The sequence below is a fragment of the Hymenobacter metallicola genome, from assembly GCF_004745645.1.
Lineage (GTDB): Bacteria > Bacteroidota > Bacteroidia > Cytophagales > Hymenobacteraceae > Hymenobacter > Hymenobacter metallicola.
Genome location: NZ_SRMB01000004.1, coordinates 448060 through 469082, shown reverse-complemented (window position 1 = coordinate 469082; position 21023 = coordinate 448060). Strand labels below are relative to the sequence as shown.

At 54.4% G+C, this 21023-nt stretch carries 31 protein-coding genes; 10 read left to right on the top strand and 21 right to left on the bottom strand.

Features of this window, described 5'->3' with window-relative positions; genetic code table 11:
• Nucleotides 1–2: 2 nt before the first annotated feature.
• From E5K02_RS20405 to E5K02_RS20390, 4 genes are read right to left on the bottom strand one after another with little or no spacing between them, the layout of a single operon-like run.
• Nucleotides 3–425: a hypothetical protein gene (locus tag E5K02_RS20405; RefSeq protein ID WP_135397379.1), complete on the bottom strand. Its 423-nt coding sequence runs from the start codon at nt 423–425 to the stop codon at nt 3–5.
• Nucleotides 422–1390 carry a hypothetical protein gene (locus tag E5K02_RS20400; RefSeq protein ID WP_135397377.1) on the bottom strand — a complete coding sequence of 323 codons (969 nt, stop codon included), beginning with the start codon at nt 1388–1390 and terminating at the stop codon, nt 422–424. Before E5K02_RS20400 ends, E5K02_RS20405 begins: the two co-directional genes overlap by 4 nt.
• Complete coding sequence (locus E5K02_RS20395; RefSeq protein ID WP_135397375.1) at nt 1390–2019, bottom strand: DUF6046 domain-containing protein; 630 nt, start codon at nt 2017–2019, stop codon at nt 1390–1392. Before E5K02_RS20395 ends, E5K02_RS20400 begins: the two co-directional genes overlap by 1 nt.
• Nucleotides 2019–3866: a tape measure protein gene (locus tag E5K02_RS20390; protein WP_135397373.1), complete on the bottom strand. Its 1848-nt coding sequence runs from the start codon at nt 3864–3866 to the stop codon at nt 2019–2021. The genes E5K02_RS20395 and E5K02_RS20390 overlap by 1 nt, the downstream gene beginning before the upstream one ends.
• Nucleotides 3867–3921: 55 nt before the next feature.
• Between E5K02_RS20390 and E5K02_RS25655 the strand changes: the two genes are divergently transcribed.
• Nucleotides 3922–4083 (top strand): hypothetical protein, encoded by a 162-nt coding sequence (locus E5K02_RS25655; RefSeq protein ID WP_167856511.1) that lies wholly within the window; start codon nt 3922–3924, stop codon nt 4081–4083.
• Here E5K02_RS25655 and E5K02_RS20385 read toward each other — a convergent pair.
• The 11 genes from E5K02_RS20385 to E5K02_RS20340 all read right to left on the bottom strand — a co-directional run bounded on the left by E5K02_RS20385 (nt 4080) and on the right by E5K02_RS20340 (nt 10272).
• On the bottom strand, nt 4080–4382 hold the full coding sequence (locus E5K02_RS20385; protein WP_135397371.1) for a hypothetical protein: 303 nt from the start codon (nt 4380–4382) through the stop codon (nt 4080–4082). The genes E5K02_RS25655 and E5K02_RS20385 overlap by 4 nt on opposite strands.
• The gene (locus E5K02_RS20380) at nt 4373–4807 is read right to left on the bottom strand and encodes a hypothetical protein (protein WP_135397369.1); all 435 of its coding nucleotides are present in this window, start codon (nt 4805–4807) and stop codon (nt 4373–4375) included. Before E5K02_RS20380 ends, E5K02_RS20385 begins: the two co-directional genes overlap by 10 nt.
• A 12-nt stretch (nt 4808–4819) precedes the next feature.
• Nucleotides 4820–6019, bottom strand: coding sequence for a DUF2586 family protein (locus tag E5K02_RS20375; RefSeq protein ID WP_135397367.1), 1200 nt, complete (start codon nt 6017–6019; stop codon nt 4820–4822).
• On the bottom strand, nt 6019–6144 hold the full coding sequence (locus E5K02_RS26095; protein WP_262709874.1) for a hypothetical protein: 126 nt from the start codon (nt 6142–6144) through the stop codon (nt 6019–6021). The genes E5K02_RS20375 and E5K02_RS26095 overlap by 1 nt, the downstream gene beginning before the upstream one ends.
• Nucleotides 6145–6172: 28 nt before the next feature.
• Nucleotides 6173–6409 carry a hypothetical protein gene (locus tag E5K02_RS20370; RefSeq protein WP_135397365.1) on the bottom strand — a complete coding sequence of 79 codons (237 nt, stop codon included), beginning with the start codon at nt 6407–6409 and terminating at the stop codon, nt 6173–6175.
• Nucleotides 6375–6632, bottom strand: a complete 258-nt coding sequence (locus E5K02_RS20365) for a hypothetical protein (RefSeq protein ID WP_135397363.1) — start codon at nt 6630–6632, stop codon at nt 6375–6377. The genes E5K02_RS20370 and E5K02_RS20365 overlap by 35 nt, the downstream gene beginning before the upstream one ends.
• A complete protein-coding gene (locus E5K02_RS20360) occupies nt 6629–7231 on the bottom strand; it encodes a hypothetical protein (protein WP_135397362.1) in 603 nt (200 codons plus the stop codon). The genes E5K02_RS20365 and E5K02_RS20360 overlap by 4 nt, the downstream gene beginning before the upstream one ends.
• Nucleotides 7228–7512 (bottom strand): hypothetical protein, encoded by a 285-nt coding sequence (locus E5K02_RS20355; RefSeq protein ID WP_135397360.1) that lies wholly within the window; start codon nt 7510–7512, stop codon nt 7228–7230. The genes E5K02_RS20360 and E5K02_RS20355 overlap by 4 nt, the downstream gene beginning before the upstream one ends.
• A gap of 2 nt (nt 7513–7514) precedes the next feature.
• On the bottom strand, nt 7515–7919 hold the full coding sequence (locus E5K02_RS20350; RefSeq protein WP_135397358.1) for a DUF5675 family protein: 405 nt from the start codon (nt 7917–7919) through the stop codon (nt 7515–7517).
• Between the two features lie 78 nt (nt 7920–7997).
• On the bottom strand, nt 7998–9089 hold the full coding sequence (locus E5K02_RS20345; protein WP_135397356.1) for a phage capsid protein: 1092 nt from the start codon (nt 9087–9089) through the stop codon (nt 7998–8000).
• 64 nt (nt 9090–9153) lie between these two features.
• Nucleotides 9154–10272, bottom strand: a complete 1119-nt coding sequence (locus E5K02_RS20340; protein WP_135397354.1) for an ATP-dependent Clp protease proteolytic subunit — start codon at nt 10270–10272, stop codon at nt 9154–9156.
• Between the two features lie 149 nt (nt 10273–10421).
• Between E5K02_RS20340 and E5K02_RS20335 the strand changes: the two genes are divergently transcribed.
• The 6 genes from E5K02_RS20335 to E5K02_RS20320 all read left to right on the top strand — a co-directional run bounded on the left by E5K02_RS20335 (nt 10422) and on the right by E5K02_RS20320 (nt 13394).
• Complete coding sequence (locus E5K02_RS20335; protein WP_135397352.1) at nt 10422–10907, top strand: winged helix-turn-helix domain-containing protein; 486 nt, start codon at nt 10422–10424, stop codon at nt 10905–10907.
• The gene (locus E5K02_RS25650) at nt 10897–11073 is read left to right on the top strand and encodes a hypothetical protein (RefSeq protein WP_167856510.1); all 177 of its coding nucleotides are present in this window, start codon (nt 10897–10899) and stop codon (nt 11071–11073) included. The genes E5K02_RS20335 and E5K02_RS25650 overlap by 11 nt, the downstream gene beginning before the upstream one ends.
• Before the next feature lie 237 nt (nt 11074–11310).
• Nucleotides 11311–11511: a hypothetical protein gene (locus tag E5K02_RS20330; protein WP_135397350.1), complete on the top strand. Its 201-nt coding sequence runs from the start codon at nt 11311–11313 to the stop codon at nt 11509–11511.
• Nucleotides 11508–11654, top strand: coding sequence for a hypothetical protein (locus E5K02_RS25645; RefSeq protein ID WP_167856509.1), 147 nt, complete (start codon nt 11508–11510; stop codon nt 11652–11654). Before E5K02_RS20330 ends, E5K02_RS25645 begins: the two co-directional genes overlap by 4 nt.
• 2 nt (nt 11655–11656) lie before the next feature.
• Nucleotides 11657–12559, top strand: coding sequence for a hypothetical protein (locus tag E5K02_RS20325; RefSeq protein WP_135397348.1), 903 nt, complete (start codon nt 11657–11659; stop codon nt 12557–12559).
• Between the two features lie 73 nt (nt 12560–12632).
• On the top strand, nt 12633–13394 hold the full coding sequence (locus E5K02_RS20320; RefSeq protein WP_135397346.1) for a T9SS type A sorting domain-containing protein: 762 nt from the start codon (nt 12633–12635) through the stop codon (nt 13392–13394).
• 78 nt (nt 13395–13472) lie between these two features.
• Here the strand turns inward: E5K02_RS20320 and E5K02_RS20315 are convergent, their stop codons facing one another.
• Together E5K02_RS20315 and E5K02_RS20310 are read right to left on the bottom strand one after the other, a co-directional pair.
• A complete protein-coding gene (locus E5K02_RS20315; RefSeq protein WP_135397344.1) occupies nt 13473–14273 on the bottom strand; it encodes a hypothetical protein in 801 nt (266 codons plus the stop codon).
• Nucleotides 14263–14517, bottom strand: coding sequence for a hypothetical protein (locus E5K02_RS20310; protein ID WP_135397342.1), 255 nt, complete (start codon nt 14515–14517; stop codon nt 14263–14265). Before E5K02_RS20310 ends, E5K02_RS20315 begins: the two co-directional genes overlap by 11 nt.
• A gap of 69 nt (nt 14518–14586) precedes the next feature.
• On the opposite strand from E5K02_RS20310, the gene E5K02_RS20305 reads away from it, so the two are divergent.
• From E5K02_RS20305 to E5K02_RS20295, 3 genes are all read left to right on the top strand, one after another.
• Nucleotides 14587–14859, top strand: coding sequence for a hypothetical protein (locus E5K02_RS20305; protein WP_135397340.1), 273 nt, complete (start codon nt 14587–14589; stop codon nt 14857–14859).
• A gap of 89 nt (nt 14860–14948) precedes the next feature.
• Complete coding sequence (locus E5K02_RS20300) at nt 14949–15311, top strand: 4-fold beta flower protein (protein WP_135397338.1); 363 nt, start codon at nt 14949–14951, stop codon at nt 15309–15311.
• A 41-nt stretch (nt 15312–15352) separates the two neighbouring features.
• On the top strand, nt 15353–15670 hold the full coding sequence (locus E5K02_RS20295; protein WP_135397336.1) for a hypothetical protein: 318 nt from the start codon (nt 15353–15355) through the stop codon (nt 15668–15670).
• Between the two features lie 674 nt (nt 15671–16344).
• Here E5K02_RS20295 and E5K02_RS20285 read toward each other — a convergent pair.
• From E5K02_RS20285 to E5K02_RS20270, 4 genes are all read right to left on the bottom strand, one after another.
• The gene (locus tag E5K02_RS20285) at nt 16345–17793 is read right to left on the bottom strand and encodes an ApeA N-terminal domain 1-containing protein (protein WP_135397332.1); all 1449 of its coding nucleotides are present in this window, start codon (nt 17791–17793) and stop codon (nt 16345–16347) included.
• A gap of 30 nt (nt 17794–17823) precedes the next feature.
• Nucleotides 17824–19191, bottom strand: coding sequence for a hypothetical protein (locus E5K02_RS20280; RefSeq protein WP_135397330.1), 1368 nt, complete (start codon nt 19189–19191; stop codon nt 17824–17826).
• Nucleotides 19192–19259: 68 nt separating this feature from the next.
• Nucleotides 19260–19949 (bottom strand): ADP-ribosyltransferase, encoded by a 690-nt coding sequence (locus E5K02_RS20275; protein ID WP_135397328.1) that lies wholly within the window; start codon nt 19947–19949, stop codon nt 19260–19262.
• A gap of 278 nt (nt 19950–20227) precedes the next feature.
• Entirely contained in the window at nt 20228–20683 is a 456-nt protein-coding gene (locus tag E5K02_RS20270; RefSeq protein WP_135397326.1) for a DUF6680 family protein, read from the bottom strand.
• Between the last annotated feature and the right edge of the window lie 340 nt (nt 20684–21023).

Genomic DNA, 21023 nt, shown 5'->3' with positions numbered 1-21023 from the left:
GGCTACTTGATAAAGAGATTGGGCAGGCGCTCGGCCAGTTGCTGAAAAGCGGGTAGGTTGATGGGCACTCCGCTCGGGCCGGCCGGCGTGGTCACGGTGAGCTGCATGATGGCCTGCAGAAAGTCCTGGGCCCAGGTGAGGAAATTCTCCTGCTCGGTGGCCAGGCGGTAGTGCGTCACCTTGTCGGCTGCGATGAGGAAGGTGTCGACGAGCCGGTTTTCCACCAGCCCGATCAGCACTTCGGCGCCCTCGGCCGGATAAATGCCATTGAGCAGGGCCACATCGAATACCACCGCATCGTCGCTGTTGGGCTGCACGTCGCAGGTATCCTCGTCCGGCCGCACGGCTACCACCGTGCCGCTGATGACGGCCACTGGGATTTGGCCATTCATCAGCCGCTCGAATTGCTCTTTCAGGTTGCTCATGCTTTCGGGCCTAGTGTGATGACGCGCCGGCTGCCGCCCACGCCAAATGATTTGACCACCTTATCCACCGCGTAGGCCCCTTCCCGCTCCGGGTAATCTGGGTCCTGAATCACCACCACGTCGCCATGCTCCACGTAGGGCGCGCCGAAGGTGGTCAGCGTGCCGCGGTAGCCATCGAAGCGCAGGCGGGCTAGTTCGGCTTTGGCCCGGGCCTCCAGGTCGGCTTCGGCCACCCCCACGAAATTGAGTGTGCGCAGCTCTCCGTCGAGCAGGTCCCCGAATTCCTTCACGATGCGCTTGCGGCCCTTTTTCTTGCCCTCGATGTGACTGATGGCCCGCACCTTGATGCGCACGTCCTGAGCCCGCACATACTGCAAATCGTTGCTGATGACGTTGCGGCTGAAGGTGAGCAAGTGGCGCGGGGCCTGGGCCACGGCCTTGTAAGGGTCGCCAGCAATGAGCACCCCCGCCCGGAAAAAGGAGCGGATGCCATAATCCTTGCGTAGTGCGTCGAGGGCCTGGGCCCCAGTGGCCTGGTTGATGGTGAATTTGCCCAGGTTGGCCGCACCCAGCGTCTCGATGCCGAAGCTCAGCCCGGCCTGGCTGCGGATGTACTCCAGCAACCCCTGCAGCGACACCGACCGCCACGAGTGGGTAATCGGCTTGCGCTTGAGCAGGTACATTTCATCCTCACACTGGATTTCGGCCGGCGGCCCCGTCTTCACGCCCACGATGTAGCCGACAAACTCCGTGCGCAGCACGCCATCATAGCCGTATTTGACCTCCACCCGTTCCCCCACCTTCAGCACGTCGGGTAGCAGCTGGCCACCCAGCACCAGCGCTTTCCGGGGCAGCCGGATAGAGCAGGTGTCGGTGAGCTGCTGCCAGGTGCTTTCGATTTGGATATCGTTGACGAAATCCAGGGTAAAGCGCCCGATAGTAAGTTGGCAGGTGAGGCGGAGCATTAGGTCGTGGGCGAGAAAGCGAAGCCCAGGGCGGGCAGAGAAGCGGTTTGTAGTTCGATGGGCTCGTCGCTGAGGCAGCGCAGCTCGTAGGCCTGCAGGTTGGTGAAGCCCGGCAGCGCGGGCCAGCTATGGCCTTTGATCACCAGGTTGCGAATGCCCAGCAGCTTGAAGAGGCGGCCCGTTACGGGTATGGCCTCCTTGGCATTGATGACTGCCTGCAGCGCCTGCACTTCCCGAGTGGGGTAGCGCCGGGCGTAGCGGCCATCGGTGGGGTCAGAGGCCAGCACGCCTTTGATGGTCACGGCATAGTCGCCGTTGCTGATAAACTCCTTGACGGAGCCATCCCGGCCCTGTATTTCGGTGGTCACGATGAGCTTGTCGCGGCTGATTTCTACGATTGGGTCATTGAGCACCACCTGGGCCCAGCCGGCGGCGGCTAGGAACTCCACCCGGGCGAAGACGGGTAAGCCCAGCAGGCCGGTACCCTCAAAATCGGGCGGCAAGGGCGTGCCATAGAGTTCGGTTGACGGGCCTTCTTTCTCGGGTTCCTCCGGCAGCTCGTAGCGAATCAGGGGCGCGTAGCCGAAGGCCTCGGCAGCCAGGGCCCGCAGGTTGATATTGTATTGCATCAGGTCGTCATGGCGTTAGCATCGTTGAGCACGCTGAGCAGGGCCGTGCGCACGGCTTCTTTCTGCTCCTGCACGCCTTCGCGCACCGAAGTGGAGTGAATGGTCGTTTGGCCCAGGCTCTGAATGTTGATGGTGATGTGGGTCACGCCCCGGCCGGCCCCGGTGGCCCCACCGCTCTTGCCCTTGGCATTGGGCAGGCCCACGCCACCACCGGCAGGCATCGGGCCACTGGCCGCCATCTGCTGGTCGGGAGAAGTGCCGCCGGCACCGGGTGCGTTGCCAGCCCGGAAAGCCGCCACACCCTGCGCATAGCCGCCCCGCGCTGCCTTGGCCACGTTGAGCAGCTCCAGGTGCCCCTGGATAAAGCGCTTATGGTCGAGGGTAAGGGCGCCCATCACGATATCACCAATGCCCTTAAAAATCTGCTTGACCGAAGCGGCAAAGCCGTAGAGGAAGCCGCGGAAGCCCTCGAACTTGTTCCAGGCGTAAATAATGCCGGCAGTCAGCGCGGCAATGCCGGCAATGACCAAGCCCACCGGGTTCAGCATCATAGCGCCATTGAGCAGCATTTGGGCCGTAGTCCACAGACCGGTTACCATGGCAGCCGTGCGCACGTAAGCCGAGTAGGCCATCACGGCCGCTACTACTGGCAGGATAAAGGTTGCCAGGAGCTTGAAAGCGGTGGCATGCTCCTGCACGAAGCGGGTGGCCGCGCGAACTACTTCCATCGTGCTGCGCACGCCGGCCATGAGCTCCATCACCGTGGGCAGCAGGGCCTCCACCAGAATGGTTTTGGTTTTGAGCCAGTCGTTATCGAAGCGGTTCAAGTTGGCCTGGGTGCTGTTCACCGCTTTGGCCAGGCCGGGCCCGAATACTTTCTGCAGCTGGGCGGCGAAACGAGGCAGGAACACGTCGGAGGTGAGCTTGCCATCGTCCATCATTTTGTTGAGCGCGGCCTGGCTTACGCCCATGGCATCGGCGGCAATCTTGAAGGCCCCCGGAATCCGCTCCCCAATCTGGCCGCGCAATTCTTCCGCCTGCACTTTGCCCTTGCTCATGATCTGGCCTAGCGCCAGAAAAACGCCCTTTTGGTCTTCGCCGCTGGCGCCCATCACGGTGGTAGCCGTGGCCACCTGCTGAAAGATGCGCCGGGTACCTTCGCCCTGCAGCTTGGTACCCATCATCGAGCCGGCCAGCGTGCGGTAGCCCTCGGTGGCGCTGAGCAAATTCAGGCCCAGCTTATCACTGCTGCGGTCCAAAAACTGCAGCGTGGTAGCGCCTTCCTTAGCCGAGCCGGCGGCAAAGGTGATGGCGTTATTCATGCCCTGCATCTGGGCCGTATCGCGCACGCCACCCATCAAGCCAGCGACACCGCCGGCAATGGCCAGGCCACCGATGAGCCCACCCAGCCCGAAGCCCCCACCACTGCGGCGGCCGTGGTTTTCGAGCTGGTCCATCTTCTGCTCCACTTCCTGAATGGCGCGGTTGGCGCGGGCCAGGTCGTTGAGATTAAGCGCTACACGGCGTTCCTGCTTGAGCGTGTTGAGCTTTATCTCCAGTGCATTCAAGCTGCTGGTAGCGCGGGTACTCGTGCTCAGGATACGCTGATTGGCAGCCGAAAAGGAGCTACCCATCTGCACGGCCTTGGCGGCGGCGCCCTGGGCGGCCTGACTGAGTTTACCCAGCGAGGCGGCCCCACTCGTGCCAGCCTTGCCGGTAGCGGCCTGCACCCGCTGGGCGGCGCGGGTCACGCGGCCCATCGACGACTCCCCATCCACAGCCGCTTTGCGGAGCGGAGCCGTGAACAGGTCGACGATTTTAAGGGTGTAGGAAAGCAGGTTGGCCATGGTGGGAAAAGCGAAGGGGAGCCACCGTGGCGGCCGCTCCCCTTACCTATTGTTCTTGAATGATTCGGTGCAGCCAGTTGGCTTGCCCGGCTTTGTCCTGCCACACGTCATTCGGAAGGGCTTCCGGATGCGGGATATGGAGGTAGTAGCTAATCAGCGCATCGGCTTTGCGCAGGCCATCTTTGCCCGTACGCTCGTCGATGGGCAGCGGCGTTAGTTTTTTTTAAGCTCCCCGTCAAGCATTTCCACCAGCTGCACGGCCTGCATGCAAGCCGACATCTTCACCTTGGGGGTGTTGAGGATGGCGTCATCACCAGCAACGAGGCAGTTTTCTAGCAGGAACTCGCCGGCCTCAAAAACCTTGGTTTGGGCAATCAGCGACATGGCGCGGGCCACCTGGTTGCGGTCCGGCTCTTTGAGGTAGGCCGTAGCTACCACCTTGCCGGCCTTGTCGTTGAGCGTGAGCGTGTGAATGTCGCCGTGCTCTTTCTTGAGGGCTTCGAGGTTTACTTCCACTGGATATGAGAGATGATAAGAGTGTGTTCGACTTCAATTTTGGTGTCACCCGATTTCACATCCCGCTTGTTGCCCTTGAACTGGCAGTTCATGAGCTTGTGCGTCACGGTTTTGTTAGCCGGGTTGACGTAGGCCACCGTGATGGGGAAGGGCGGAATGTCCTGAATCCGACCGCTGGGCACAGCTTCCACGAGGCGCTCGGATTCCTTAGCCTCAATGGTGATGCTGGCTTTGGATTCCAGCTTGCCGTAGCCGCGGCTGGTAGGCATCATGCCGGCGCCGTAGTTATCCTCCATCGCCTGCTCATCCTCGTAAGAGATGGCCGTGATGCCGTACATGGTTTTGCCCAGAATCTGAGCGTTGATATCGGCCCAGCTATAGGCCACGCCGTTGATGAGCGGTTGTAGTTCGTTGAGTCCAGGCATTGCTAGGAAGGATTAAAGGCTCTTGACAAAGCCGATGGTACCCACGATTTCGCGCGCTACTCCCACCGGCACGATGGAGTAGTCGACTTCCACCCGGCTCGTGGCCAGCACGTCCTGGGCGGGGTCGATGTAGATGTCGCAGGCCGAGAATTCCCCGGCCCGGCCCATGTTGGCCTCCAGCGCGGTTTTACTCTTGGCCTCCAGATCACCTACCACCTGCGGCTGCAGCAGGCCATCGGCCGTGAGCTTGAGCGGACCTTTGAGCGAGGGCAGCAGCGACTGGCGCACCACGCGGGCCACCTTGTTAAGCGTGCGGGTGTTCTCGATGTAGGCGTAATCACTATCCAGCGCCGTGCAGGTGTGCGAGTCGTTCCAGTACAGGCCATCGAAACCGGTATGCTTCAGCGCAAACAGGTAACCTTTGCCATCGAGGGCGCCCAAATCGGCGGGCAGCGTCTCACCCACGGTTTTACCGTTGGTCAGGCCTGCTTTGAGGAAACGGCCATCGGAGGCGAGGTTGAACTTGTCGAGCCAGCCGATATCCTCGTGCACCTGGGCAAAGCTGAGCGTGCCCAGCAGCGTACCCACGGCTGGCACGCCGGGCTTGGTCAGGTGGTCACAGCCGATAACTACGGCAACATTCTCGGCACTCTGGGCGCGCAGGTCCAGTACGCCAGCCAGGTTAGTGGCCAGGCCGTGGCCACCGAGCAGCACCAGCACCGGGCGGTGCTCGGTGAATTCCTCGGCTGCCAGGGCCTGGGCCTTGGGCAGGGCGGCCACCACGTCGCCATCGAGGCCGTTCACGGTTACGGCGGCGTAGCCATCGGCCGAGTCGAGGCAGATAGCCAGCTGCTTGATTTTCCCGTCGGCTTCGACGAGCAGGCGCTTGGCGTGGGTGAGGGCTTTATCAGCCATCTGGGCCATGGTGACCGTGCGAGCCACCACGAGCAGGTAGAGCACTCCGCCTTGGCTCATGCGGAAGAATTCCGACACGTGGTAATGCAGATCTGCATTATTGGTGGTGTCGTAGTCAGCATCCACGCCCAGGGCTTCGAGCTGACGCAGGGAGCGGATTTCGTAGACGGTACCGAGCTGCAGGCCATCGTCGACACTGACGCCTTGGGTGACCAGGCCACAAATACCGTCCTCGGTGGGGCGCTGCCGGCCCAGGCCTCCGCGGCCTTTTTGAATACGAACGTCAGGCGTTGCCATTAGTCGAGCGTGTAAGTAAGTAGGGTTGAACTGTTGCCACCATTGTAGGCGGTGGCGGCCTCCGGGGTAGTGAAGTAGGCACCATCCCCCGTGCCGTAGAGCACCGCGACACCCAGCTTGTGCATGGTGTCGCGGGCCCGGGCAACGTCAGCCTTACTGGGCTGGGGTTGCTTCCTCTTCCGGCTCGGCATCGGCTTCGTCGCGGGTCACTTTCGACACTGTATTGTCGCCCAGAAATTTGGCGTGGGACTTCGCCGGGCCTTCTTTCAGGAAGGCTTGACCGTCGCTGGTAGTATAGATTTCCTGTGCTTCAGGGTTGGCTTCAAACGTGGAGCGGAAATCAGACTTACCCGTTTCAGCTGGGGTTTTCGGAGTTTTCTTGGGAGGCATCTTTGCAGGTGAATTGCGCCGTACCGGCGACGGTGGTAAAAAAGACAAAAGCGTATTTGAGGTAGCCCATCACCACGTCGGGCACGAGCTCAGGCTCCAGCTTGAGGGCGGCAATCACACCCAGGCCAAACAGAGCCAGTTTTTGGGCGCGACGCCAGAAGGTGGGCATTTCGGCCTGTAGCCGATGAATGGGCACCAGAAGAGTGGCAAGCAGGTTTTTCATCGAGTGGCGCGTAACACGAGGGAGCAAATGACTAGGCAGAAGCCGACGCCCACCACGAGGCCGGCCAGGAACGACATCCACCAGGGCCAGCCGCGCGGGTCGTACCAGAGGTATTCCGGCGCACTAGGACAAGGCACGAGTTTGGTGGCCACCACGTCGGTTTTACCGGTGGCCTCAATCGACTTGCGCACCACCCAGATCTGGTAGGTCGTACCCGTGCGCCATACCCAGCCTTTCACGCCCAGCGTGTCGAAACACAGTGTGTCGTTGAGCACTGGGCGGCTCCGGACGTATGCCGCTACCTGACTGCGGGCCGCAGCGCGCTGCACGCTGTCGAGCGAGGCATCCATGTGGCGCAGCAACGAATCCAGGCCCAGGCCTTCGCGCTGTTCCCGGAGGGTGTCGCGCACCGGCACGTACTTGATTTGAAACTCCACCTGGGGCACAACCACAGGCACCTCGACACGAATGGTTTCCTTGGCTGTCAACTCAGGATGCTGCTCGACGAGGGTTGCCAGTTTTTGCTGCGGCGTTGGCTGATGCCCGGCGACGCAGCTGGCCAGGCCAACCACACAGGCCAATAGTAGCGTGCTTCTCATTTGACGGATGCTTTTGGTATGCCCAGGGCCCCACGGATGGCGGCCATATCCACTTTCACGTCGTTGACTGCCTGCAGCACCTCCTTTTGGGTCTGGTCCTGGGTGTTGAGCCGCTGGTACACATCGGCCTTGGTTTCCTTAGCCTCATTGATATGCGCCTGCAGCGTCTGCTCCGCGCTCGTGAGCCGGTGCTCGGTGTTGAGGGCGTACCCAAAGGCGCCGCTGCTGAGAGCCAGAGCGACGCCTAGGGCCCACTTCACCCATTCACTAGTTGATTGCACACTCACGATATAGAAATAGTGACCTGGTTGCCCCGGTCGATAGCAGCCTTAATTTTCATGTAGAGCCGCGCATAGGCAGTCCGGCTGTTGCCCACGAAGTCGCGGGCCTGGGTCGTGCCCACTAGCAAACACCCTTCGGTATCGGCGGCCGTGTTGCCGCTATGGATGCGGATACCAGCAAAGCCGGGCACGCCGCCGAGCAGGGGCATGAGTCGGCCGAAGCGGTTGGAGTGGGTAATGGTTACCGGGTAGGTACCGGCTGGAATGGCCGTTTTGCCATATACTTTCGTCGTGCTAGGCTTCCGCACCACATCCTCCAGGACGTAGCACTCAAACTGCCCATCTATCGACAGTTGGCCGATAGTGCTCTCAGAGGTGAACGTGGTACGTTTTAGCGTCAGGTGCATAGAAAAGCCTTTTGCCGCCACAAGCGGCCACCCCGAAGAGTGGCCGCTTGTTTGCGGTTAGGCAGTGTGGGCTGGTGCTTAAGCAGCCGATTGGCGGATGGCCACCACGCCCTTTTTGTCGGAGCGAAGCAGCTTCATGCCGAAGCGCACGGCGTTGTTCATCAGCGCACCCAGGTACTGGGCCTGTGCCTCGTTGATGTAGACCTGCACAGTGCCCTCGACGCGGCCGATGGCATTCTCATTCCAGATGAGCATACCCTCGTTGTCGTCGGAAGCGGCAGCAGCACCTACAGCCTTGGCAGCGCCGGCACCGGTGAAAATGGCGGCCGTGCTACGCTTGTACCACTCCACGCCCATTACCGAGCCGATGGCGCCACGCAGCAGAGCCGACTGGTTGCCGGTCTTCTCGTAGTCGACGAAGTGCTCAATTTTGAGCAGCTCACTGTGCTGGGTTGCACCCACCAGGCCGTAGCGCTTGCCCTGCATGTCGGTGCGGTCCAGGATTTCGCAAGCCTTGATGATGTCATCTTTAGTGACAGCCTTGCGGTTGCCCGTCAGACCTGGCAGAGCAGCAGCAGCAGCAGCGCCTGAGGTCAGCACCGTAGCACCGGAGGCTACTTGCGACATGCGGTTAAGGGAAACGGCGGCGGCCATCTGGTCGAGCACGTTGGCATGCAGGCTTAGGAAGCTGGCACGGCGGTCGTAGCTCGTTTCCAACTGCTCCCGGTCACCCAAGCGAGTGGGCTTGGTGGCCAGCAGGTTCAGCGTCACGATTTCATTACCACCCTCCAGCTCTTCAACGGGCAAGGGAAATTCGGCCGGGTCGGTGATACCCTCAGGCATCTGGAGTTCCTGCGGAATCTGGTAGGAAGCAGCCGCAGTACCAGGTGCGTCCGAATCGGTGTTCAGCTTCTTGGTACGCTTGTAGAAGCTGTTATCCGGGAACAGGATTTTCTGCAGGTCCCGGGTAAAAATGCTGGTCAGCACGTCGTCGAACGCCAGGCCCGGCATTTCTACCGGCTTGGTGCAGGCGCGCAGCACCTGGGCCGCGAACAGCACGCCGCCGGCGGCCACGGGGTTGATGCCCGTTGCCGAGCCGAGAATGGCGCCTACGAACAGGGCCAGCAGGAAGCCGATTGCCAGCTTACCGATGAGAAAGAGATTTTTCATGAGGAATAAGAGAGATTGAACAGTTGGATAGGGCGTGCCCCGGTAGATGCTGGAGGGCACTGGCTTAGATGAGGCCGGAGCTGGCCAGCAGATTCTGGTATTGCTCGGGGTTGTTGCGCTTCATGTCGCGCAGGCCTACCTCATCTTCCTTGCTCCACTTGTCGAAATCCCAGTCGTTGCGGGCATCGGCACCGGTGGCCTTGCCAGAGCCACCCGCTTGGTTGACGCGCTGGGCGGTCGACGTGCGGGCGGGCATTTCGCCCAGAATCTTGCTCGTGTTGGTAAAGTCAGCCTTCAGCAGCGACGTGTAAGTGTCTTTCTGCGCAGCGGTTATCTTACCTGAGCTGATGGCCGAATTGACTACGCCCTCGATTTGCTTCTGCTGGTCAGATTGGCGCGAATCCTTCAACTCCTGAAGCTGACGCTTCAGCTCCGTGATGGCTGGGTCTTCAGTCTCCGTTTTCGGCTGCACTGTTTCGCCCGCCTTGGGGGCCTCGTTTTTGAGCTTGGTAATGGCAGCCAGTACGTCGGCATCGGTGGCGTCAGCGGCCAGGGTCACGCCGGCCTGGGCCAGTGCGTTTTTCACTTCGTCGAGTTTCATCTCGTTTGTTGGGGGAATGAGTGACATGTAGTATTTGTGCACGTCGGCGGCAGCCATGCTGGCGTCGGCGGCAACGTGGCCAGGCTTGGCCGGGAGCACTTCCGTGCAGAATTCCATCGTGTGGGCCTGCTCTGCGCTGAGCCAAGTTTCGGCCTCCATCATCTGCTCCCATTCCTCCACTGTCTTGTTGGAGGCGACCACGTACATTTCGGCCGTGGAGCGGTTCAGAGCTTCCTGGGCGGCAACGGCCCGCTTGAGCTCCTTTACCTGCACGTGCCCGGGCTCACTGGATACCTGGTGCATCATGAACTTGGCGTGGGGCTGGCACTGGCGGATGTTGCCGGCGGCAAACACCAGCGTTGCGGCGGAGCCGACAATACCCTCGTTCACGGTCGTGACCTTCAGCCGGCTGCTGAGCAGCGACACGCGCATGAGCTGGCCGGCCATCCAGGAGCCGCCGGGGGAGTTGATGCGAAGTGTAGCCGTGCGGGCCCCGCTGCTCTCCAGTTGGGAGAGAAAGGTGGCCAGGTGGGCCACATGCCACATCTCGATTGGCTCAAACAGTTTGTATTCGCGCTCCATTGTGCCCCAAAACTTGCCCTATGCAGCGCAGGGGGCAAATTGGGTAGGACACACACGGTACAAATCACCCGTCATTCACGGTAAAATCTGCCGTGATTGTCTTCTGAAAATTGACGAAAAAGGGCATTAGGGCCACATTTGAGGCACTTATGCCCTCGAACCCGAACCAGCAACGCCAAGACGCACAGCGCAACCAGGCCAAAATCCAGAAGGCAATAGCCCGGATTATCCGCAAGGAAATGCGCAAGCCCACCGTGCAGGAGCTGGTGGAGGCCACCGGCCTGTCGGATAAGACGGTAAAGGCCCACCTCAAGCGCGTGAAGCTGGGTGACGGGGCCACCAACGTATTCCAGGCCCTGACGCCGCACGTGATACTAAAGCTCTACGAGCGGGCCACGGGCTACTCTCACCAGGCGGTAAAGTTCATGACCGTTTCCGGTGGCCAGGGCCTCGGCTCCAGTGTGGAGCAGCACGAGTACACCGAGCACTACCCACCCGACACGGCCGCGGCCAAACTGTTCGTGCAGCTCGTCGAGGGCTTCAAAGAGAAGTCCGAAACTGAGCACAAGCTGCCCACTGGCGGCTTCACCTTCAAGTATGTAGTACCCACAGACCCGAATGCCGATGGCCAATAAAGCGAAGGCAGCCGCCAAGCTCAAGGCCAAAGAGGATGCCGCGTACTTCGAAGGTGCTGGCGTCAACTTCCGGCCCAGTTGGAAACAGCACCTGGCCTGGCAGGCCCTGGAGGATGATACGACCGAAGAAGTGATGTATGCTACTGATATAACTACCGCACGGTAGGGGAGGCTATGGTGACTAAACAACGTCGTAAGGCATATAACAATGCCGATTATCGCTATTTACTGACTCATTACAGAGACAAGTCAGCAGCAGAGCTTGCAAAGCATTTAGGGCGCACCATCGGCAGCGTCAAGTGTTTTATTCAGCAGCGACCAGAATTGCGCAAGCGTGGTATCCCTTAGCTTTTTAACTATCCTTTTCTTGCCTTGCCCGCATAACAGGTAGTGTTTTGTGATAATGAACACTACGAAAACACTCACCCGGCAAACGAACAAGAACAAGCGTAACGAGCGAATTCGGGCCGCCTTCCAACGCCGCTACACCGAGGCCCCGCGCCCGCGCAAGTTCTCCCGCGAGTATATCATCGCCGAGCTGGCCGACGAATTCTTTCTGGCTACCAGCACCCTGGAAAATATCCTCTATCAGCAAACCGCATGACCACAGAGCCAACCACCGCACCGGCAAGCACCCCAGAGCTTACCCCGACTCCGGTATTCATCTCTTTCACCGCCGAGCAGCAGCCCGCCGTGCCCACCTATTTCATCCACGAAACCCCGGCCCCGCCGCTGTATACCTCTTAGAGATGAAGTACCTCAAGTTTGAACCCGGCGGCCGACCCTACGCCAATGACGACTTCGATGTGCTCCAGGATGAAGTATACGCCGCCCTGCAAGCCCACCTGCAAGGAGCCCCGCCCCTGGTCATTAGCGGTTGCACTGTAACCCAGACAAACGGTGTGGGCAGTATCAGTCCCGGCTTTATCTGGCTGGCGGGCAATATCCAACGCTACGAAGGGGCTTCAAATGTGACCTTCCCGGCCGAAGTAGTTGCTGGGCCATACATCGATACCGATCTGCGCCCCTACCAGACCGGCGGCACCAAAGCCTGCATGACCGAGCGCGAGTTGTTGACCCAGCCCCGGGGTACAGCCCCAGCTGGTACGGCCCTCGTCACCGGCTCACATGGCTTTGAGTTGACCTACCGAAAGTACATTGAGAGCTGGTCCCGCTCTCTGGGTGAAGTGCAGTGGATTGCCGCCTATGACGCGACGCTCTATGATCAAAGTGGCAAAGGGCACGCCGACCAAGCCGCTGCTGGTTGGGCCTTGTGTAACGGGCAGAACAGCACGGCCGATTTACGGGAGCGGTTTATCGTCGGCATGAACCCGCAGGCGCAGGATTATGCCATTGGCACCACCGGAGGCGCGGCCTCGGTTACGCTTACCGTGCCGCAATTGCCGGCCCACACGCACACCATGCAGGTTGCTGGGGAGCACGCGCACTCGTACACGGATAATTACAATTACGGCGTAAAGGAAAACGACAGCGGTGGTGATACCCGAGCCACCCGCCCAGGTGAGCTCAACAAAACTACGGGCAGCGCTGGCAGCCATACGCACATCAATAATGAAACTGGCAGCAATCAAGCCCATGAGAACCGCCCCCCGTTCTACGTGCTGGCGGCCCGGCAATGGATTGGCTGGTAGCTAGGAAAGCAGGGAATATGAGTGGAAGAGCGCGGTGACTTACTTAGCTTTGCTCTTCACCTTATCCCTGTCTATGAAAAAGCTACTACTCCTTTGTTTTACCTCCCTGCTTAGCCTAACAGCCAGTGCGCAAATCACGCTGGAAAAGAAGCATTCCTCACAGCTTGACTTCCATAAGCTTAGTACCGGCGAGGTTAAGTACGCGGGCTTCTCTGAAGCGACGAATCAAGTAAACATCTACAACCAGAATCACTCGATCTATCGTCAGATTCCAGTAAACATGCCAACGGGCTATACGGTAGATGGGGTAGATTTTGTCAGCGACAAGCTCTTCAATACGAATGCTGGGCTAGAGGTGCTGGTCTATTTTTATAGCCAAACCTCAGCCCCCAACTTTACGCGCATTCTGGATGAAACAGGTGGTACTCTTACTTCACTAGACTCTTGCCTCTTCGTGCGCGTTGCCAACACGCCGATGGGCACCAAGATGATTAGCTACGTGTCGGAGGGTTCGGCCTCGTATTCGAAAGTGTATGGCCTGGGCGGCACGTACACGCCGCTGAAAACGGCTGGCAAGGCCGACGAGCTAACAGCTTCGCCTTACCCCAACCCAGCGGCCGAATCTATCCGCCTGCCCTACACCGTGAAAGGCGGTGAGGTAGCCACGCTCGACGTGCTGAGCATGACGGGTCAGGTGGTGAAGTCCTACCGGGTGGATGCCACCTTCGACCACTTGCAACTGGATGCGCACGAGCTGCGCAATGGAGCATACACCTATCGGATAGTTACGGCTGCCGGCGTGAGTGCCGGGAAGAAGTTTGTCGTAGGGCACTAAAGCAGCTTATATCCATTGAAAAAGCCCCGGCCTGGAGAGGTCGGGGCTTTTTGTATCTGTGAACCTAAGAAGTGGAAACTACTTCGGCAATGCCTCCTTTGTCATACCAGCTCCATTGATGTTGAAATCAGAGAGGGTCACGATGGCCAGCGAATCCTTTGGCATCGCAATGCGACGTTTCCCATCGGGGCTCAGCAACAGGTGAAAATCACCTGCTTTGCCTACATAGATTAAGTACGGGTAGGCCTTTAGCTGCTCAAAACGTTCGTAGCTCGGCTTAGCGATGTAGTCGAACTGGTAATGCTTCACCAGATTATCAGCGTTGTTCAAACCCGTGATTAAGGCATTTATGGGTAGGGCAAACAGCACAAAGAAAACCGACTCCGAAATCACTACTGACCAACGAGTGCCCTTCTTATTCTTTTGGCTAGCAGCAGTTGTACCAAATAACCGCCGTGTAGTAAAGAGCGAGAGCGATAAGGGAAGTGCCGTCGTAAATACCGTAGCCCAGACTGGCACTTCCAGTGATACAAACCCATTGGCAGGAAGTTGGACCGCTGTTACATACTGAGCCCAAGCTAACCCACCAAAGCACAGGAGAAGAATAAGAATTACTAGCCACGTATGCTTAAAAAGCAGAGGCGCAAACGAAGCAGCAAAGATGCTTAAGCTTCCGACGATAATTGTTGTAGAAAAAGGTCCCTGTACTGCCGTACCAACCCCTTTTAGCAAGTCTTCAAACGACAGGTAGTTATAGATGTCAAACCGCAAATTCCCCCAATAGCCCAGGTTATAGCAGTAGGAAATCAGAAAAAGGTAGGGAAGAAGTAAGATGGTGAGCTTGTCAGCGTACTCGACTAGAAATAGTTTACGCTCCATCCGAGAATATATCTGTGCGGCATAAATTCACTTCCACAAGCAGTGCATACGGATCATTAGTAGTGACCTTGTTGTAAAAGCTTTCCACTTCGTAGCCTTTGGCAAGCCATTCTTGTACCTGCGCATCAGCCAACACCTCGGCCTCAGTATAGGGCACTGGTATAGTTCGCTGGCCAGTGGCCGCTATTGTTGAGGTAGCGAAGAAAATGAGTTGTTTGTAATCTGGGAGTTCGTCCTGGTACATAAGAGGTAGACGTTAAGCAGTAACAGTAGCAAGCTACGAAAAGCCCTTGTCCTGACCTATCTTCCCGGTATGAACCCACCCCGCTTCCAACCCGGCCAGTGCATCGTGTGCGTCGGCACCTTCCCCGACGGAAACCCTGCCATCCCCCGGCCACAGCGGGGCCAGCTCTACCACGTCACCGGCCTGCGCTACTCGACGCGCTTCCGGCAGTGGGGCGTACGCCTGGCCGAGTTTGCCCCTGAGTACAGCTATGGTGAAGAAAGCTTTGCCCCGATGGAGGAGCTGTCCGAGGGGGAGTTTAGGAAGTTGCTGGCAGAGACGTGGGTGGTGGTGGAGCAGTAAGTGGCTAGCTTATATTTTTTTAATAGTTGAATAGGAATTAATAGCTCATCCATTGTAAATTATGCCTCTACTCCACGAAGAAATGATTTATGGAAATAAGTTTGTATGACATTTCAGGCCATGCAAAGGTCTATATCGCAGCTGATGAGTCAACCATTTATACGTGGAAAGGTCATGCAGTTGCCTATATTGACAATGAGCGCCTGTACGGCTGGAGGGGCCACCATTTAGGGTGGTATGTTGATGGCATTCTCTACGATCTTCAGGGCTACAGAGTCGGCTTTCGCCGTGATAAATGCCCCGTTGTCGTCTACGCAGAATATGCCAAATATGCCAAATACGCGAAGTATGCCAAATATGCCAAGTATGCGCCGTATGCACGTCCAGCTCTATCTATGTCTAACTCTAAGCAAGAGTTAGAAGCTTTTGTTAGCCAAGATCGAGCTGGTTGACTTGTTCCAGAAACTTACTTTCTCCATTCTAATACGCACTGATGAGTAGCACATTTGAAACATATATTCAGGTAACGTTAGGTGACAACCTAGCAGAAGCGATTTTTCAACGCAATGAAGTAGGGGTAACTACACCAGAGCAAGCAGATATTGCACTCAGCACTGCAAAGACGGAAATGCAAGAACTAGCTTCGCGGATTACTAGGCTATTTAAACAACTTCAGTCCGAAGGAGCACTGCCTGCGCAAGGTGATACACTTGATTTTCACGACAATTTAAAAATCCTTGTCACGGCTCGGCACTTTCAGGAGAAGCCCGGCGAACTCACAATAGAGTTTACAGTAGACATCAAGGAGTAGAGCAGTCTAAATATAGCAAAGAGCCCTGGTCAACAATGGCCAGGGCTCTTTGCTGCTAATAGGACTTCGTTATGTAGGGCTTAGTTAGACCAGCATCTTTCGAAAGAATGCTGACCGGGAAAGATGCTCGGTGAAGCTTGTTTGCGACGAACCAAATACAAACAGCCTCCTGCCCCAGCAAAGATTCAATTTTCATGCGAGGACCACGAGGATCAACGCGCACGAAGTCATTGATGGCGAAAAGGGATTTTTGAGGTTTCATAGTAAGAGCTTTTAGGTTGATGATGCCACAAACATAGGAGCACGAGGAAGGGCCGGAAAATCGTGGAGAAGCCGTAGTTTTTCGGCCTTTTGCTCACGATTTTCGGGCCCGTATAGAAGCTTTTATCTTTGTCACCCCGTTACGACGGGCCTATCACACCTCTGGCAGCGGCGGGGCCAGCTCTACCACGTCACGGGCATACGCTACTCGCCCCACTTCCGACAATGGGGCGTACGCCTGGCCGAGTTTGTGCACGAGTACAGCTATGGAGAGGAAAGTTTCGCGCCGGTGGAGGAACTACCCGAGGGGGAGCTGAAGGAGTTGCTGGGTGAGGCGTGGGCAGTGGTGGAGCTGTAAAATAACAGCCCCGGCCTGGGTGAGTCGGGGCTTTTGCATGAATCAAGTAGAGCTATTATAACTCATCTTGTGAACCATCAACTCTCTTCTGATAAGAATTCCTAATTTGGTAGATAGTTCTCCCAACTTCAACATTATAGCGTAATGCGTTAATAGTTCTTATATCATCCATTCCAAGCGATTCAAGAATACACAAACATAATAACAATTGTGCCGCGCAGAATAAATCACTTAAATAATCTCCCTGATAGGTCTCTTTTAAATTACCATGAGACAACCTGTGCCTAAAGTTTTTTGCATCTTCAGGAAAAAATCTCAACCACTGTGCATTGCTATCAAATAGAAACGAGAGAATTTTTTCATACCTTATAATAAGTTTATCAAGCCTATCTTGTAATTTAAAATCTTTTGGAAATTTAAGATTATTATTCAGCCAAATCCGCAAAGGTTTGTCAATAGAGTTGTATACCATTTGTCTATTTTGAACAAATGCTTTATTATCAGCATTATACTGATCGTTCAATTGATAATGATAGGATTCAAGTCCTTGTATTAAATTCAGGAATTTGTTATTATACATTACATTAGATAGAGCAAAATCTGAATTAATCGGCCATGTATTCGATTCTATGTAGTAATCATAAATAGGATAAAATTTCTCGTTATTAAACCATGATATAATTATTTTATTTAATGAATCCTTGGATACTTTCCAATTACTAAATATCATAGCGTTCTGATGTATCCACTCTTTTTCTGTACCATCATAACTGCCAAATACGTAACTTTTTACAAGGCAATCTATCTCATTATTGCTAACAAAATCCATCCTGGCTTTACTAGTATTCTTTATATTAATAGTAAACCAAAGTAGATCAAAGGGAATGGCCTTAGAAGTTGCCAACTCCATTAATCTAGCAAACTTAAACCAGTCAGACATGGCATCGTCAAACAATGTGTTTTTTGAATATCTAAACTCAATATATTTCCTATAATACTCTGATAAGAATTTCTTGTTTTCTAAAATTTTATTTATAAAAAATATATCCAACCCATCTTTAACAGCTACACTTTCAACTGTTGATTCAATGGCCTTATCTTCAACTGTCGGATGAGATAAATATCCATCATACCAAGATGTTAAGAATGGGATTTTAATACGAGCGCTCTTTATAATTATATCTTCTTTACTATTAAAGTGCACAAGTTCAAATACAAAATGAACCTGATAAGTTATCTCGTGCAGTATGTCGCTAATGTATTTTGTTCCTCTATATACGCATTTATATAAAGTAACAGGATCAGATGTATCACCAAGTATGATGGTCGGATTGGATTTCTGCTTACTAAAATCCATTGATACAGGACTGCCGTCTATATACTCGTTGCTATATATTGTCAGCGTAAACATTTTCCTCTTCTTATGCTCTTTAAGTATACCAGGGTAGCGTTTTTCGCTTCCTGGAATGAACCAGTTTCCACTGTATAGGGATTTTCTATTCATTTTAAACAAAGGTTGGTTTTGAACTTAATTCTAAAGAGTCTCGCCATCATCAATCCATCCACCTATTACAATACGTGGCTTATAATGACCCTCATAATCGAGCCAGTTCAGTAGTACGAGTTCCAGATACCATAGCCCTAGCTGAGAGGCCTCATACATTACCGTAGAATTAGCTAAGAGGGCCTTTTCTGCCGGCTTGCGCGCGCCATGGGCAATTAGGTTTCGCATGCTAACGACTACAGATGGCCCATCAGCAACTCCTCCCGTGCTCTTATTCCAATTCATGGCCGGAGGTTGGCTCAACACAGCTACCAAACATGTTAAACTAGCGGGTACCGCTGTATTCAAGCTTGGCATGACCAGCTTCAATAAGCCTCGCAGACGATGCTCTGCAGGCCCTTTGAGTGCACCAGCTCCTACCAGCGGAGGGAGTGCTTCAGCTAGTAATTCTAAGCCTACTTGTGTTAAAACAATCCGGCTATCAGATACCAGCTGACTAGATAGCGCTTCGATATACCAAGATATTGACAAACGCAGCAGCTTTGACGCTTGGGTAAATCTATCCACAAAGGCAGGGAATAGACCGCTAATATCTTCCCCACTTTGCCAGCCTTTGGTATTGGCCCATGAATTCGTTTGTCGCCAACTATCCAAACGTTGATTGGCTGGAATAATCATTTGAGTTGACTGGCTATCGTCTCCAGAGAATATCCACCAAAGTACTGGCTGTGTCCATCGGCCAGCGACAAACGACAGAAAGAAGTTGATACATTCCATGAAAGCTTGTGCTTCTTCCAACGTGAAAAGTGCTTCATCTTCCCGTTCTAATTTGCCAGTGTGCGTTATGGCATAGCCTCCCGTTTCCCGTAGTTCTTCGGCAAGCGTCTTAGTCTCTGCAAGATTATCCAGTGTAACTACCCAGCCAGCAGCTTTCAGGCTCATCCGGCCGCGCCTCCAGCTACCTAGCAGCTCAGCTGATGGGGGCGCACTAATGCTTTCCCCGTTGTAATTCGGGAAGTTTGGAAGGTGGAAATACAACTGCCTTTGGGGTGGCGTCACCGCCGGCTTGTAAATGCTGCGGGGATGGCCTGAAATCGACATTGTTTCTCCTATATGAATATTAGTAGAGGAGAAATGGAACGGAGCTATCCCAGGGATAGCTATTTGTGTGGCAGACGTCAGAAAGGCATCATGAAGGTACTCCACCGAGCTGGCTTCTGCCTTGATGAACAACTCAGGAGAGATTAGCCAACGCCACTGCACGCTGCCTTGGCAAACGAGAGGAGCCCTTCCAGTGATAATTAACTGGAGTTCGCCCTCGTAAATAGTGATAGGCTCGTTTAGCCGTGTTGTTTTGAATAAGGGCTGCAGAGCAGGTGGAGCAGACGATAGAGACATGACGCAAACTATAATCGACTCAAGTCGAAAATCCTTCTTTGAAGAAGGACTACATAAAATAGAAAGTTTTAAATCAACCCTAATTCAGAAGCTGATGGCTTATCGTTGGCTTCATCATCTTGCCAATAAGCCATATGGCAGTCCTCCACCAGTCGATGATCAGGCATTTTTGCGACCTCTAGCAAGTGAATCTGTTCACCCACAGATTCTACAAAAAAGCATGTGCCACTCTTAAACAGCACTTCTGCCTCATTTCTAAGAATAGCTTTTGGCGCGTAGGCAGAAATATTTCGGGCCTGGGTGTCGGCACTTGTCTTGATCTGGTATAGAGCGGGAGCATGCTTCCAGTACTTCGGATTGCGGTAGGTGGACCAGAAACAAGGAATTTGCACAATGCTTCCTATCCGATCCTTGAACCACGCTCGGAACTGCTCCACAAAAGCGCTTTGCTCGATTCGGTAGACGACGTTTTCACTGTAGGTAGGGGCCTCATCCAAGCAACTGTCCAGTAAATAGTGGCAGTGGGCTAGCAAAGCAGAGTCGCGTGGCGCCTCTTGCCGCAAGTACTTATTTAGAGGTGAAGAAAGTAAGTCCGTGTAAGTATCAAGGAAGCGTTTCGTCAGATAGTCGATGTCTTGGCCATGCAAAGCCGCCAAAACTTCTTTGTCGACATGGAAGCACGGGCGCCCACCACACAGGAACCTCCCCTGTTGGCTGTTTAATTCGTACAGTAGCTCAAAGTCTGCGAGTGTAGGCATAAATATAGTTGCGTTGGTACCGCATAATACAAAAAAAGCCCCTCCGTAACGAGGGGCTTTTTTGTTTAAAGCTTGTTCAGTTTTCGCGTATAGTATTCTATCATCAGGTCATGCATCTTATTCTGCTTCTCCGATGCCTCGGATGTCGCTTGTTCATCTTGCTCAAAATGCATAGACAAATACCCTTCCTTTGTTTGTAGTAGCGCTGCCAAGCCTCTTCTTATTGCGGCCTCTTCCTGTTCTGCATTGACGTGGGCTTGGGGGGTGTATACTTTGCGCTATATATCAACTAAAGAGTGTTTATAGTTTAGCACTTTCCCCATTTCATGTAGCAGAGTTGCAAGTAGGCTATTGTTTCTTTCTGCCCATGTCAAGACGAAACTAGAATCGTGCTCATGCTCAAGATGAGAAAGGTTGTCGTAATAGTTGTCTCGTGCTGTTATCACATTTGCATACTCATCGCCTAAGAACTCAAGGTCTATAGAGTTTAAGGCCTCAACATGACGATATGATAATTTGGCTCCGCGGGTAGCCATCAGCGTTTTGAAAACGTTCACGCGCCGTGAATTAGCTTCTTTCTCTCGCTCAAGGCGCTTTAAGTACTTTGGGCTTCTGTAAAAAACAACAATGCTGTTGACTACACTAATCAACAGAGCGAGCCCAGCAATGAAGTCACGAAGTGGTATTGGGCCTACTTCGTTACTCTGGACAGTGTCTTGTAAGAACAGTGGCATACAAAGATGGGTAGTGAGTCCTTATCCAAGCAAGCTAGCAAAATTCATATGAGTGTGGGTGCTTCGGGAAATTCAAAGGTTAGGTGTCTGCGTCAAGCCACACTTCAGAATAATGTACTCACTGACCCCAACTTTGGCCGCTGCTGCTAGTGCCTCAAGAGCTTGGTATTCCGCGTCGGTGAATGAGAGGGTGCGGCTCTTTTTGAGGCGCGAGGGGTCTTTTTTTGGTCGCCCCTTCTTTGGTATATCTTTCATAATAGAACAAAGGTAAAAAGATTTCAGGCTTTTATACACTTAAGAAAAAAAGTGCATAAAATATTTAATCAAGTATTTTCTCACT